This window comes from Neobacillus sp. FW104-15D2 (genome assembly GCF_058790155.1).
In genome coordinates, this window is record NZ_JBYTCJ010000002.1 from 1 (window position 1) to 13,609 (window position 13,609).

Below are 13,609 nucleotides of genomic sequence, written 5' to 3' on the forward strand. Positions count from 1 at the left end.
AAAGAATGTCCGCTTCCACAACCAATATCAAGAACTTTTTTATTTGTCATTTCTTCAAACAGTCCTAATTCCTCTTCAGTTTTAGTAAAAGGGCCATAACTTGGTAAAGCATCTTTTCCATTAAAATGATGTGCTACTATATCCCAGCTTTTCTTATTTTGCTTAAGAATGTCTAACTTCAAATTATTCCCTCCACTCTACCTAATGATTCTACATTATTCTTCCACTAACCTGCCCCGTCAGCACAATTACAAAAATGCCGCCTTTATTGGCAGCACAGTTTGGTTGACTTGTACTATTTCGGTACATAGATTTATTATTATTGCTTCTCTTTTATTTGCTTTAATAAATCAATTATTTCTTCATTTTGTTTATATCCTTTTCTTATGTGCCCTTCTATTGATACAATAGCAACTACTAATACAATACATCCAACAATTATTAGCACTAGAGCTCCTCCAAATTTCCGTTTTCTCCATTTGTCTGTAATGATTAAGTAGAACTTATTTGGTAATACCTCTATATTCCTTGTACTCCCCTTAAGTTCCTTCTTCCACTAAACTGCCCCGTTACTTTAAGTGTGTTGTTTCACAAATTAAATTAAAACAATATTTCATCTGTTATTTGATGTAATATCCTGCCTATGCGTGACAGCTTCAAAAAACAACTTGAATTAATCCAAGTTGTTTTCCTTTAAGAATTGTGTTATTTGTCCCTTGTGGTGGTTATCGTGGTCAGTAAATTCCTTAATAATATACATAAGAGAATAAGGTGTTCCTGTATGTGGGCAATGAGTTATTCCGTTGGCAGGTAATGGTTTATTTAATTTTTCAATAGGAAACTCGTTTAGTTCTTTTACAAGCTGATAATAAGTTTTAATTGTGATATACCTAATTTTACGTAATCTGATGCCTTTTTATTGTAGGTATCAAAATCAGGAAACTCCATCCCTTTTTCGTTTCGTACCGATGGGAGGACTCCTAATAATAGATGGTTATCCCACTTCATAAGATGGGCTATTATTTCGCTTACAGACCATTTACCTTTGGCTATTTGTTTAGACCATAATGCGTTGTCTAAATCAACTAATGTCTTTAACCAGGGTGAATATTGTTTGAAATTACTTATTATGTAACTTGCCTCACTCATTATATTTCCTCTTTTCAAAGTTAATTTTTAGAATATTATAACATAAAAGCTCCATTTAACAAACGTATGTTCTCGTGTATTTTATATTAATTTATAAGATAAATTTTCATTTCTTGTTTAACTAACCTGCCCCGTTTGTTCAATAACGAGGGGCCATTCTTCTAAAACGCAGCTACATTCCTACTTTATACACGGATACAGCCAAGAACCATAAGAGAAATTCGCCAAGATTAAAGGGTTAAAACACGAACCAATTAACGACAGCAAAAAAGAACGAGTAAAGAAAGGCATTTATCATATCCAGCACATCAATGATAACTTCCACAGCCGATTAAAAACTTGGATGAGGATATTTCAGGGATTAGCTACGAAGTTTCTTGATAACTATCTCTACTGGTTTCGTTTGATAGAATAAGGAAAGCGTTTGTCTCTCGAAAAACAGATAGAACATATGCTTATTTCGGCGTGCCAAAAATTAAGTTATAACACCGTTTAAATGTTAAGAAAGGCATAAAAAATAACCTCTTTTTGAGGTCATTAAAGATTATTGCACTGACTTCCATATAAGAACGATGTAAAATCATCAATAATTTCTACCACTTCAATATTACCATTAATCAAAAGCTCTGGAAGTTCATTTTTAGAATTCCCCTTCCAATATTCTCTGGCTTGTTCAATTTTTTGAGAGAATGGAGCCCCATCTTCTTTTGGCAGAAGGTTGCCGTCACACTCAAAAGAATTCCCTATTACTCGAAGTTTAACTATCTGTAAAACCTTTCTGTTGTATGAGTCAAATAATTCTTTCCATTTTAGAACGTCTTCATAATTTTTAGCAGCATAAAGGCAAGACAATCTTGAAGGATAATGAGGATACTCTTGTAGCCTGACCATTTCAACTATCACTTCTCTAATAGCTCTGATTGTTTGGTCAATATACTTAATAGCTACATCTGCATTTTCTTTGTCCAAGTAGATTCCTTCATTTTTATAGTTGTTATACAAAATCCGTATAAAGTCTTCGCCTTTAGAATTTAATTGCTCCCTCTCAAAGAAGAACCGATATAATGTATTGCTTTGGTTGTTATCAAAATTAATTATCTGTCCAAGGTTCATTTTGGATCTAGTAACAATGTGATAAACAAAAAACTCATTTTTATCCATAATCCTTCCCCCCAATGCTTTATCTTTATTTATACTAAACTTTATCAAATGATTGTTAAAAGCAACAATCTTTGTGAAAACAGCGTAGAAAAAAGAAAAGGAGCTGTCGTTACTACCCCTTCTTGAACTCAAGCACCCGTTTGTTTAAGTACAAACCTTCAAATGTTGATTGATATCCATTTGGAATAAGTGATTGCTTGCTAATAATTCAACCAGCTATTAACGATTTCTTCAAAACCGTGGTCTTCCCAAGCTACAATAACGTCCATTTCTCTTAACTGTAAAATTTTTTCTTGAAATAGCATATCTCCTAAAAAATAAGCTAATCGAGAATAGCCAAATTTATTTCCTCCATTAATGGAAAACCACTCACGAAAAATTTCTTGAGGAGTACATTCTTTAAAATCTTTTGCAAACGCAAATTTTATTTCTTGTTTGTGTAATGCTGCAAATTCCAGCCATCCATTACCGTTATCATCAAAAGAAAAATAAATAGAAGGGGAAAGACCAGGTGAAGTTCTTTTTGAAAAATGGGTTGCTGCTCCTTCTTGAAAAAGCCAGGTAAGTGGGCTATTCCATTCTACTCTTGACCAGTCAGTTCCAGCTTTATCTGAAATAATATTATGAGTAACGTGTCCTAATTCGTGAGCAATAATGGTTTTTAAATGACTGCATTCTGTAGATAATTTTTCTAACGCAAAAGTTACATTAGGTATGATTTGCCTATAAGTATAGGCATTTGAACCAAAGCCTCCAACGATTAAATTTACATCGATAGGAAAAGTAACCTGGTATAAACTCAAATACATATGCTCTATTTCTTTTATAAGGGAAAAAATATTTTCGTGAATTAACTGGATGGAATTAAAGAATTGAGGATACTTTAATATCGACTGATTTTGTCTTTCTTCTGTATCTTTGCAATGATACGAAAAATACTCATCAAAAATTTCTGGAAACGTCTTATAGTAGCTCCGCAAGAAATTTATAGAAGGTTGATAGTTAAACAAAAAATACGGAACTGTATCAATGATTTTCAAAAAATCTCCTCCATTGTTCCCCAAAAAGTCCTCACCTGTATTTTCAAAAAACTTTCTTACATTTCGGGCATTGTTGCCCGTTTCGCTGCCTCTTCATTTTAGTTTGACAATTGGTACACATTACAGTATTTGACTCAGCTTTAAGCATTGCTCCTCGGTCAAGTCCAATTGATCTCCCGGCCTCTAAATTATTAGCTGTCAAAATAATCGCTATTGCTGCTACCACTATGCCAATAAAAATCCACATAATTTAGACCTCCGATGTTTAACATCCTGTCCCTGTGATGCTTAAGAATTCTACATTTTTTCCCATACTCCTTCTTAAGCTAAACTGCCAGTTAGTTAAATAAGGGTTCAACAAAAAAGGGCCTTAATCCTCTTTGGATTAAAGCACTTTGAATTAAATTATGATATTTTAAATTACATCGGAGAGCTGCTTAGTTTTTAGTATTTCTTTATTCTCTAATTCCTTAATTCTCTTCTCTAATCGTTCAATTTCTTTAGGTAAAGATTCTAAAAGCTGATAATAAAGCATTCCACCATAATTTAGTCCTGGATAAAGAATGTTTAATGCTTCAACACCACGTTCTATGAGAAGGTTTAAACGTTCCTTGGTTTGCTCTAAAGATGCTTTTAGATTTCCTAACAAGTAAGCCATAATGCTGCCTCCCCATTGATGCACTATGTTAATGGACAACAACTTATAATCAATTGTTACTACCCGAATTACATATCGCCTAAACCATTATTTTTTGCCAAACATTATAACTAACCTGCCCCGTGTATAAGAGACAGAAAAAAAATTCTCATTTCATTAATCCAAAAAAGAAGGACCATTAAGGTCCTAGAACTTGTTCTTCAATTAACGCCCCCATTAAAGTAGGATCGCCCGTAGCAATCCACTTATTGAAGTAAACTGCCCCGTTAGGATGAAAAGGTCGGGCTTTTAAGACCCTTTACTATAAAATAGGTAGGTTCCTGTATTATTTAAAGCTAAGTTTGTGAATAAATGTACTAAGCTAACGGGGCTTATGTTAAAAATGGGATAGCTGCTGCTATCCCGTATTCTTATTATTTATTTGCGTAATAATGGGGGGAAAAGAAAATCATAAACTATGTGTTCAGAAATGTTAGTTCTTTCCACTTCCACTTTTATTACTTTTTCCTGCTTTGATTTGATTTTGGCTTTAAATACCATACCTACATCTAGCTTAGAAGCATATATTGAAGCCCATTGTTTACTGATAAAACCTATCTGCTGACCATCGCTATTTAAAACTTGTATGGCGTTTTTATCATAAGGGTTTTCAGAGTCTCTTTTTAAAAATACTTGTTCACCAATTTGCAAAGCTGATACTACCTTTTTTCTTTGAAGCAAAGTTATACCTACTACTGGCAGCACTTCTGCTTTTAAACTACTAATTGAACGTTCTTCCCAATGTTCAATATCGTTTTTATATAACTGTTCCAATGAATACATCATATCCTTATCAATTATGTATAATTTATAGCCACTGTATAAATCCATAAATGAATTCACTTTTTTTATACTATCAGAATCCCACAATCCTTTAATTTCTACAACCGTATTATTAGGAAGGAAAAAATCCGGAAAATAGTATCTATCCTCCAACATAAATGAGGTCTTTTCATATTCCCATTCAATATTTAAATAATCTAAAATTCTAGCAAAGTTAGCTTCCCAAGAGGATTTTAATACTTTGTTTAAATCTTTCCTAAATTTTGTTATGGAAATCCTGTTGTCGCCTTTAACTTTTATTCGGGTATCTATAGTGATTTTTCCATCATAATCACTAAATATACAATGATTTATATTGCTGTCCATTAATAAACAAAGTAATTTATATGAAAGACTTGAACCTTTCTGTGGATACTGTTCATCCTTAAATTTAAACCATATCAGACCATCGATTTCATATTCTTGGTTAACAATATCTAAATGATTAAAATTCACATCATAACCTAACATATAGCTAGATATATTCTTTACATCCTCTTCGTATTTTTGATCGGTAATAAAATAACAATATCTGTCACTATATTTTACTTCGTCAAACAAAAAATCATTATGATGGCCAACAGACATTGAGTGCCAACCAGAAACCTCACCGTCTCTATTTTCCCAAAAGAAATCTTGTAAATTCTTTTCAAATATCTTGGCTCTTTTTTTATCGTGTATTTCGTATTGTTCCAAATAGCAAATCCCGATCTGGCCGTCCTGAATATAAAAGTTGGGTCCATCATTATTTCGGTGCAAATCAAAATACAATTTAGCATTAGGATGTAAATTTGATATATCACCGAAGTAGATATGTTCTGTTGCATTTCGAATTTTATAAGGAATGTCGTTATGTTTTAAGGTTTCTATGTATTTTTTTAGATATTCAGGTTTTATTATTTTGCCTTTAATACTATTAATCAATTGTTTACTCTGTGGAATAATACTATTACCAATACATTTAAACATTAATTCTTCAAACTGTTTTCTTTGTTTAGAAATATCACAAATCATAAACTACTCCTTAAACCAAAAATGGTTACTTTATAAAAATTATGGTTCCCGCTATATTCACCTTGAAAAAATCAATAATATTATAAAACATAACTTATGTTTTATAAGTTCTTCGAACTATTGTTTTACGGAATTAACTAAAAATAATTAAATTCATTCCCTGTAAATGTGATAAATCTAATGGTTGTTGTTGCTTTAACTTTAATTCGTAATTAAGTACAGGTAAAAAACTTGAAACCAAAAAAACAGGATTTTGCTGTTGCAGGTATGGTAGGGTTATTTGCTGCTGAGGGAATATTTGGTGAACGGGATGAGTAGTCGGAACAGAATATAGCCCAAATATGTTTGTTGGTAGCGAAATTGAATTATATGTAGAAGAAACCAAAGTCATTGAGTCCATCCCGAATAAATTCTGTTGTTTTAAATAGAAAGCAGTAGTAGCAGCTGATGCAATTGGTGAAATCGAAAATGAATTGTTGACATCTGAAGCGTCTAGACAAGTATCTATTAGGTCAGATATTATCCCATTAAATAAAAGACTACTGAATAATAAACCAGTATTTTTCACTCTTTTTTCAGGTTCTATAAGAAGTTTGAGCCCGTACTTCCACGAACCCAAAAAGTGGCTAGACAAAACGTTAAAGGCTAACTTTCCTACTGACATTTATACTTCCCCCTGAAACTTGGTTTTGAACAATTATACCATTGAATTTGTTTATGAAATAGGCACATAAGTTCTCTTTTCGAACAAATAATACATTAGTTAAAAGAGGGATCAATTACAGTTTGTGTAGAGTCTCGAACGTCGGTAGTAAATTATTCTACTAACCACCTATGCTACCTTTGATTTTCCACTGTAAACCTCTGTGTTCATAAGAAAAAGAAACCTAATCTTACTTTCCCTGTTTTTTGGATGGATATGCTTTACCTATTGGCTCTCTCGCAATCCTTGTTCTGTTACTCTTTTTTTCTTCTGGAGTTGTATTTGAGTAATTAATCTTTTGTTCCGTAACCAGTTTAACTGGAAAACTTAATAATTTTTTCCTGCTTAATAGTGCAATTTTTTGCTTAATATACAACCTAGTTGAAGCATTCACCCTAAATAAAGTAGACCCATTATAATTAATAATATCAATCGCATCTGTTTTTTCAGCTATTTCAACGAGTTGATCAAAAGTAAAAGATTTAGAAAGAAAATGAATTATTTTCATTCTCTCTTTGTGTTCAATTAAAAAAACGGTACGTTGGTCAAAGTAAAAATTATCTTCTATGATGCCTTTGTTCATACTATACACACCTTTCGTTTCATTTATGGAAATATCTAATCCAATTTTTAATATATGTAAGCAGATTTCAACGATAGTTATCATCTTTCATCTATTACCTGGTTTTCTAAGTTTTCTTTATTCATTTCCCGTGCTTACTTAATATAAAAAAGTATGCCACACAACAAAAATGTTCATTTTTCTTCCAGACTGATTACAAAAATTGTATAATTTACGTGATTTTGGCTTTTTAATAATATCATAGTCTATTATTAAAAGATTTTAAAGAAAGGAAATTTGAATTCAACAACTAATACCCCATCTGATAAGTGGTAACATTTTTTGATAGCAAGGAAAGAGCATCCTTCTCTTAAAGGGTTCCATTTTGAGGAGCTTTTCTAATAAAATGTGATTGAAATGGCAATAGGTTTGACAATGAAACTGGAATATAAAAAAACTAAACTCGCTTAAGAAAAGGCGAGTTTTCTTTATCCCAGATACTAGGACCTACCATATTGAACTAATGTCACCGTTTGTTTAAGTGTATTAGTTCATAAAGTCATACTTCTGCAAGGAATTTTACATTAAATATGAACATTAATCTTCTGCTTGCCACTCTAAATTTTCTAATGTCCCATATTTTATATGCTCCATATTATTCAAAGCTTTAGATTATCAATTTGTTTGAAAATTCTTGAATATACATCTTCAATATGTTCTTTGGTCTTTTCGTCGTTATACAATCCAAATCCCCAATATTTTAATGTATCTTTCTCTTGGGTTCCAAGAACACCAACAGCATAACTTTTACCTTCAGACCACTTCCAAGTCTTGTCGTACTCCAAATCTTTTTCAGTAAAAGGAACATAATTATGAGTTCCAATAAAAAAGATTGGAATGGTTGAATTTAAGTAAACATCTGCATATTTACCTTTAGCAGCTTCAAAAAGATTATTTTCTGTAATAAAGACGGCATCAAAAGACTTCAACTTCTCACCTGTCATATCATCAAATGATATTTCGGTAAACCTCACTTGTTCCTCTTTTACTTTTGGTGGATCTCCTACCACTGCTATTCGTAATGGATTTCCTTCATACAACTTGAAATTAACACTTTTACTACAAGCAGAAAATGCAAATGTAAATACTAACAATAGTAAAAAAAAATAAATTTTCCTAATTTTCATATTCAACCCCCTTTTTTATACTTTAACATAATATTCCATTACTGTTTTATAAAAAATAATTGTAAAACTAAGCATTACAATTTCCTAGTGTACAAAAATCTTTTTCATCAAAATCCTCAAGTGTTATTTTATTACTCTTAAGCTAACCTGCCCGTTAGTCGAACAACGGGAAAAAGGCTCTACTCCTTATTGAAGTAAAGCCCCCGTTAGCGTAAGTACATTCCTTCACAATCTGAAAAGAAGCTACCAATATGACAGCTCCGTCCGTTCTTTAATTCTTCCATCTGAGTGGTGAATAAAAGTAGGCTCTTTCCTATTAGTTCTGCCATTTGTTTCGAATTTGGATTTCCTTCATTTCGTAGATTATTAAAAATGTTAATATAATCTGTTTAATTACGATTCTGGCTTAATTTATAAGCAGCCTGGATTTCTGCAACTTTAATCTTGGTACAGTACAAGTTACTTTCAAACCAACTTTTATATGTTGATGGTATGGGAAGTCACCTTTTATAACAGCAGCAAAATAGTCAAAAAAACCGAACAAGTACGGAGAAATGTATTTGTACAGGTTGCATTTTTTATCGGATAACTAATATAGGTTAATTTAAAGGCACCTTCTCTACTTATTCAAATGCTTCGTAGTTGAGTTTTTGTTTTTAAAAATATAATAAGCAGAGTAGCCACTTATTAGGCTACTCTGCTTATTAACTATTAAACGGTTTTAAGTTAAGCTTACGATAAACCACTAGACAATGCATTAAATAATCAAATTCCTCATCTGTTATTTTACCATCTATATAATTCGCTTCCAATTTACTTTTTTCCTCAAATTTAAAATCAATGTTCCTAGTTGCCTCTATCATTATCTCTTTTGCTTCCTCTGGTGAACTAGCACTTACTCCTTTTTTAAATGCTTCCTTGATGGGTATCATTTCGAAAACCTGATCTAAGATTTCTTTTATGTCCTTGTATGCTAACACTTCTAACACTTCTTCTTTAGTGAACACCATACCAATATCATTAAAAAAATCCCTAATCTGCTGGTGTAATTTATATTTGTTAATATCGGTTAATGTTGCGATTGTTGTTACAATAATTTCTTTAATCGCATCTAGAGCAGTAAGTTTATTTGTATCCTTATTTATTAAAAAGAAATCCTGTTCAGAAATTTCCATTAGAACCCCTGTTAGAGATAATCGCAAAGGATCTCCACCTGTAATATCACACAATGCTTGGGTTACATTTAAAGGTGGTGGTGGCATTTTTCCATTTTGAAGGCTACTTAAATATGCTTTATTCTTATTTAACCCTCTTTTTCTCATTTTATTTTCTATTTCGGTTAAACTCAATCCAGATTGAGCAATATACTCCTTTAGTAACAAAGAATATGGATTATTCATTTTGCTTCTCCTTCTTGTTTTAAAATAATTAAAACATCGTTGTTGATTTTTTACAACCATATGGTATTATATAATTATTAAAACGAGTTGTAATTATATTATAACTCGAAAGGAGGATTTATAAAATGTTAAAGAATCCGCGTTTTTGGGGGAAATTGTTTCAAATCGTATTGGCTCCTGCTGTATTGGCTTTAGGAGGTCTAATCTTAGATCTTGAATCGAGGCAAGAAAAAGATTCAAACCAGGATGATGAAAATAATAAGGATTGAATGTAAAAAAAAGACTTGGTTGGACTGCTGGCCAAGTCTTAGCTTATTCTTCATAAAATATTTTGTTGTAGTCCTGATCATACCATTATGGTAATAACCTTCTCCAAAATTTCCACCGTTGATGCAATCCGTGGGGCTTTCTGTAAAAAGAGTAAAAACACAATCAAAAGGTTTCAATGCATATAACAATGTACCTGGATACCCCGAAGCCTCCGCCTATGATTATCCGTGCTTTTTAAGTATTCAATAAGAAGGGGAACAGCATTTTCGTATTTATTTATCCTACTTCCTCTAAAATTTTTTCTACTTCCTCTACACCACGTCCTTCTAATGCTTTATTTAAGATTTCTAGGTCCATTTATCCAAATCCCCTTCATCCAATCATTTTTAATATAAGTTTCTACAAAAAGTTCGGGCTTCCTTCTTTAAGTAACCTGCCCGTTAGTGGAATAACAAAAGTGCCACCTTGATTGGCAGCACAACTTAGCTCTTTGTCCTATAAACTGACTTGGAATAACTACTATTCTGGAGGCAACTTGTAAGTTACATTACCTTGGCTATCCAGAAATTCCATTCTCGGTATATCTTTTTCATCAACAACCATTCGAATCCTTGGAGCCCCTTTTGTATCAAATAATTGAACAGAAACCTCGCCTTTTGTATTTTTCCCCATAAATGCCCGACGAGTATTCCCTTCCCAAACAGCATTTAGTTCTTTTTCTTTTTCATCTTCCGATAAATTGGAGTTTTGGATTTCCCCATCTTTTTCTATAAGTTTAGACAAAGGGGTACTAGGACGATCATATATTGAAAAGCCATAATGCTTTTCACCATTATCCTCAATGTAATGCATTTGAACAACCTGATCTTGTTTATATTGGTCAAAGGTTATTGAGGCAGCAGACTCATAATTTCCATTTTCATCTTTTTTACTTCCAAAGATTAATCCCCCACATTCCTCACCGTCTCCGTTGTAAAACATCAATCCAGACATTGGATCATTCTGCCTGTGGCCAGGAAGAATATCTTTCCCATCCATTATCAAAGGCGGTATATTATCGGTATTAAATAGTCTCAACCTTACTTTCCCGTCTTTATCCACTATATTTAAATTCTCTACGTTAATACTTTTAAAGTCCGCCATAACAGCCTCCCCATAATTTTCCTTTGAATGAAGTTCGACAAAACTTTGTATCATTCCTTCTTCGAGAAAACTGCATCGCTAGCACAAAAAGAAAAGGAGCTGCCGCAGCAACACCCATACTCAACATAAGCACCCGTTAGCTGAATAAGAAAGTCTACCTTTGTTGACAGCTTTTTCTGCAACATAAGAACCCTTTTAATTCATTTTCTTTTTAAAACCTAAATGAGTTTGGGAACTATACCTGCTGACTCATAGAACTTTACAGCATCAACTATATTTCTTTCAGTTACCAATATAATGGTGGTCTTAGCTATAGTAATCGGATACTTCATTAATACGGAAGTGAAGTTTTTTTGTAAATTTTGATTAAGGGCCGAAAAATTGACTTGAGCGATTCCAAAATGCATTTTTCAACCTAATGGGTATAAGCGTTTTGTATATATGACACAGCTCGGTAATATGAACATCTTTTTCCCTAATTTTGAGAAGATAGTGATTGGTGACTATAAACTCTATCAGGTGCGATTCGGGCTAATTCGGGTGTTTGTTTCTTTACCGGAAATGATTAAGAGTGCACGTTTATAACTCTTTACTTACCAACAACCAGCGAATTAGCAAGGAATAAGAAATAAAATTAGCATATGTTTTTAGAATTTTGAAACGGCAGCTAAGCTCTTATTAATTGTTGAAAGTACAAAATTATATTAATAAGCAGACACCATTCTCAATAAACAACAATCCCACTCGGAGAGTGGGATTGTTGTTATTTATTATTGCTTTCCTTATTTTTATCATTTTCTATTATAGTCTTTACACTATTTAATATTCTTTTTTTCAAAACTTTAGCATCTTTATTAGGTAGGATTGATGTACCCTTTATTTGATTGTCAATATTAAAAAAATCATTGTATGCGGCCATTGCCATAGTGCTCCTCCTATTATAAATTATTGAAATATCGAGAATTTAACTCAGGTGTGAAGTAGTGTTTCCGTTTAATCCAAATTAGTCCATCCGTTCTTGAAATAATAGCAACATCAATTGGTCCTCCAACAGATTCTGTATCCATTGTTACTCTCTTCTTTAATGATGCCAGGTTAAGTAATGTTTCCGCCACCGATGCAATTTCTTCTTTAGGCATCAATTGTATGGTTTCAATTATAGGCCAAGTGTATTTTTCATTTTGAATTCCCTGGACGTTTTCAAACACTTCATTAAAAATTTTATTAGATAAAATAACAAGTCGTTGTTCATCTTCTTCCGTTAACTCTAAGCCAAGATTCTCAGTTAAAATTTTAGGATACTCTTCAAGGAGGATAGAATATATGGAACTAAATATTTGGTCTTTTAGGCTCGGATCCATTCCTTCCATAAACGTACTGACCATTTCTTTTTGTGCAAATGCTTTTATGGAAGCCGTAACTGAGAATTCTGTAGGTTCTGCCGATATAGTTTCTTTTGATTCCAATTTATATTTTAATATCCCTTTAAATATTCCCTCAAACTTATACTCATATAAAGAAGGAAAGATCTCTTGTTCCCCATAACCCGAAATTACTATTCCTGTTGTTGCATTTGTATAGAAATCCTTAGCAAGCAATGATAACAACAACTTCTTGATATGAGTTTTTCCCTCTTGAGCAATTTCTACAAAAATATTTTCTGTTATTATGTCTTCGAGTGTGGAGTCTAATTCAACACTATTTAATTCAATAAATGTCTCATCAAATCCTTCATTAAAAGGAATTATGCTTATAATATCATTCGAAATTCTAATGGCTTCATTCACAATAATATCAGCAATAAATTCAGGGGTACGTTCCTGTTCCGGATATTCTTGAATTAAGGTATTAACTTGATTTAATACTACAGTTAAATAAGTTGTCAAAGTATCTATAAGTGTACTTTGAAAAGCAAAATTAGCACTAAGTATTGAGTTCTGTTTAATAAATAATATAAAATCTTCACAATACTCACTTAGGGTGTGAAACGATCTATCTCCAAGTTCTCTTCTATAGGATTTTATAATCGTTTCCCACGGTACTCCCATAAATTGTGCAGATCCGTATATCATAATTCCAACCGGGTATTTATTTGAAAGAGAGAAAAGCTTATTAGCCGAGTTGTAAACCTTTTGATTATTGTTCCCTGCAATTGTTACGGCACTGTCCGTTGCCAGTGCTATGCCGTTTTTATTTAATATGGCTATTTGTGCTGTCATATCCCTCACCCTTTAAATTTCCTTTTTTTAGTTGTATTTCTGCATTTTCCTTCAAAATCCTTCTTTTAATTGTAAAAATATCCAGATATTTTTGAGGGTATTCTCTGTGAAACTACGCTCGTCACTTTGCTTTTATCACAGCCCAAACTTTTGATAATTAGACAAGAGATGAAAATTAAGATATAAAATGACATTTTTTGTTCAAAAAGTGAAAGAAAGTCTGCAACCTTTAACCTCTAGCT

The 13,609-nt window shown here is 32.3% G+C and carries 13 protein-coding genes and 4 pseudogenes; 2 read left to right on the forward strand and 15 right to left on the reverse strand.

Annotated elements, in window-relative coordinates:
* The 3 genes and pseudogenes from AC3WR0_RS01760 to AC3WR0_RS01770 form a co-directional block, all read right to left on the reverse strand.
* Window positions 1-182: pseudogene (locus tag AC3WR0_RS01760) on the reverse strand (class I SAM-dependent methyltransferase); the annotation flags it as partial.
* A gap of 137 nt (window positions 183-319) precedes the next feature.
* Window positions 320-448, reverse strand: a complete 129-nt coding sequence (locus AC3WR0_RS01765; protein ID WP_492550717.1) for a hypothetical protein — start codon at window positions 446-448, stop codon at window positions 320-322.
* Between the two features lie 225 nt (window positions 449-673).
* Window positions 674-1,149, reverse strand: a pseudogene (locus AC3WR0_RS01770) (DinB family protein).
* A gap of 185 nt (window positions 1,150-1,334) precedes the next feature.
* Here AC3WR0_RS01770 and AC3WR0_RS01775 point away from each other — a divergent pair.
* Window positions 1,335-1,645, forward strand: a pseudogene (locus AC3WR0_RS01775) (IS1595 family transposase); the annotation flags it as partial.
* Window positions 1,646-1,686: 41 nt separating this feature from the next.
* Here the strand turns inward: AC3WR0_RS01775 and AC3WR0_RS01780 are convergent.
* The 9 genes and pseudogenes from AC3WR0_RS01780 to AC3WR0_RS01820 form a co-directional block, all read right to left on the reverse strand.
* Window positions 1,687-2,310: a DUF2441 domain-containing protein gene (locus AC3WR0_RS01780; protein ID WP_492550718.1), complete on the reverse strand. Its 624-nt coding sequence runs from the start codon at window positions 2,308-2,310 to the stop codon at window positions 1,687-1,689.
* Between the two features lie 200 nt (window positions 2,311-2,510).
* Window positions 2,511-3,350 carry a hypothetical protein gene (locus AC3WR0_RS01785; protein WP_492550719.1) on the reverse strand — a complete coding sequence of 280 codons (840 nt, stop codon included), beginning with the start codon at window positions 3,348-3,350 and terminating at the stop codon, window positions 2,511-2,513.
* A 415-nt stretch (window positions 3,351-3,765) separates the two neighbouring features.
* Window positions 3,766-4,008, reverse strand: coding sequence for a hypothetical protein (locus tag AC3WR0_RS01790; protein ID WP_492550720.1), 243 nt, complete (start codon window positions 4,006-4,008; stop codon window positions 3,766-3,768).
* Between the two features lie 417 nt (window positions 4,009-4,425).
* Window positions 4,426-5,883, reverse strand: coding sequence for an HIRAN domain-containing protein (locus tag AC3WR0_RS01795; protein ID WP_492550721.1), 1,458 nt, complete (start codon window positions 5,881-5,883; stop codon window positions 4,426-4,428).
* 133 nt (window positions 5,884-6,016) lie between these two features.
* Window positions 6,017-6,547: a hypothetical protein gene (locus tag AC3WR0_RS01800; RefSeq protein ID WP_492550722.1), complete on the reverse strand. Its 531-nt coding sequence runs from the start codon at window positions 6,545-6,547 to the stop codon at window positions 6,017-6,019.
* Window positions 6,548-6,776: 229 nt separating this feature from the next.
* Entirely contained in the window at window positions 6,777-7,169 is a 393-nt protein-coding gene (locus AC3WR0_RS01805; protein WP_492550723.1) for a hypothetical protein, read from the reverse strand.
* A 638-nt stretch (window positions 7,170-7,807) separates the two neighbouring features.
* A complete protein-coding gene (locus AC3WR0_RS01810; RefSeq protein WP_492550724.1) occupies window positions 7,808-8,335 on the reverse strand; it encodes a hypothetical protein in 528 nt (175 codons plus the stop codon).
* 314 nt (window positions 8,336-8,649) lie between these two features.
* A pseudogene (locus AC3WR0_RS01815) lies at window positions 8,650-8,781 on the reverse strand (FMN-binding negative transcriptional regulator); the annotation flags it as partial.
* Between the two features lie 258 nt (window positions 8,782-9,039).
* A complete protein-coding gene (locus AC3WR0_RS01820; RefSeq protein WP_492550725.1) occupies window positions 9,040-9,735 on the reverse strand; it encodes a hypothetical protein in 696 nt (231 codons plus the stop codon).
* 125 nt (window positions 9,736-9,860) lie between these two features.
* Here AC3WR0_RS01820 and AC3WR0_RS01825 point away from each other — a divergent pair, with 125 nt between their 5' ends.
* The gene (locus AC3WR0_RS01825) at window positions 9,861-10,004 is read left to right on the forward strand and encodes a hypothetical protein (RefSeq protein ID WP_492550726.1); all 144 of its coding nucleotides are present in this window, start codon (window positions 9,861-9,863) and stop codon (window positions 10,002-10,004) included.
* 520 nt (window positions 10,005-10,524) lie between these two features.
* Here AC3WR0_RS01825 and AC3WR0_RS01830 read toward each other — a convergent pair.
* The 3 genes from AC3WR0_RS01830 to AC3WR0_RS01840 all read right to left on the reverse strand — a co-directional run bounded on the left by AC3WR0_RS01830 (window position 10,525) and on the right by AC3WR0_RS01840 (window position 13,367).
* Window positions 10,525-11,148 (reverse strand): hypothetical protein, encoded by a 624-nt coding sequence (locus AC3WR0_RS01830; protein ID WP_492550727.1) that lies wholly within the window; start codon window positions 11,146-11,148, stop codon window positions 10,525-10,527.
* A 763-nt stretch (window positions 11,149-11,911) separates the two neighbouring features.
* On the reverse strand, window positions 11,912-12,073 hold the full coding sequence (locus AC3WR0_RS01835) for a hypothetical protein (protein ID WP_492550728.1): 162 nt from the start codon (window positions 12,071-12,073) through the stop codon (window positions 11,912-11,914).
* Window positions 12,074-12,086: 13 nt separating this feature from the next.
* The gene (locus AC3WR0_RS01840; RefSeq protein WP_492550729.1) at window positions 12,087-13,367 is read right to left on the reverse strand and encodes a hypothetical protein; all 1,281 of its coding nucleotides are present in this window, start codon (window positions 13,365-13,367) and stop codon (window positions 12,087-12,089) included.
* Between the last annotated feature and the right edge of the window lie 242 nt (window positions 13,368-13,609).

Bases quoted from the DNA above. Each gene is read 5' to 3' on its own strand.
- AC3WR0_RS01780 (WP_492550718.1), bottom strand. From the start codon at position 2,310: ATGGATAAAAATGAGTTTTTTGTTTATCACATTGTTACTAGATCCAAA.
- AC3WR0_RS01790 (WP_492550720.1), bottom strand. From the start codon at position 4,008: ATGGCTTACTTGTTAGGAAATCTAAAAGCATCTTTAGAGCAAACCAAG.
- AC3WR0_RS01795 (WP_492550721.1), bottom strand. From the start codon at position 5,883: ATGATTTGTGATATTTCTAAACAAAGAAAACAGTTTGAAGAATTAATG.
- AC3WR0_RS01800 (WP_492550722.1), bottom strand. From the start codon at position 6,547: ATGTCAGTAGGAAAGTTAGCCTTTAACGTTTTGTCTAGCCACTTTTTG.
- AC3WR0_RS01805 (WP_492550723.1), bottom strand. From the start codon at position 7,169: ATGAACAAAGGCATCATAGAAGATAATTTTTACTTTGACCAACGTACC.
- AC3WR0_RS01810 (WP_492550724.1), bottom strand. From the start codon at position 8,335: ATGAAAATTAGGAAAATTTATTTTTTTTTACTATTGTTAGTATTTACA.
- AC3WR0_RS01820 (WP_492550725.1), bottom strand. From the start codon at position 9,735: ATGAATAATCCATATTCTTTGTTACTAAAGGAGTATATTGCTCAATCT.
- AC3WR0_RS01825 (WP_492550726.1), top strand. From the start codon at position 9,861: ATGTTAAAGAATCCGCGTTTTTGGGGGAAATTGTTTCAAATCGTATTG.
- AC3WR0_RS01830 (WP_492550727.1), bottom strand. From the start codon at position 11,148: ATGGCGGACTTTAAAAGTATTAACGTAGAGAATTTAAATATAGTGGAT.
- AC3WR0_RS01835 (WP_492550728.1), bottom strand. From the start codon at position 12,073: ATGGCAATGGCCGCATACAATGATTTTTTTAATATTGACAATCAAATA.
- AC3WR0_RS01840 (WP_492550729.1), bottom strand. From the start codon at position 13,367: ATGACAGCACAAATAGCCATATTAAATAAAAACGGCATAGCACTGGCA.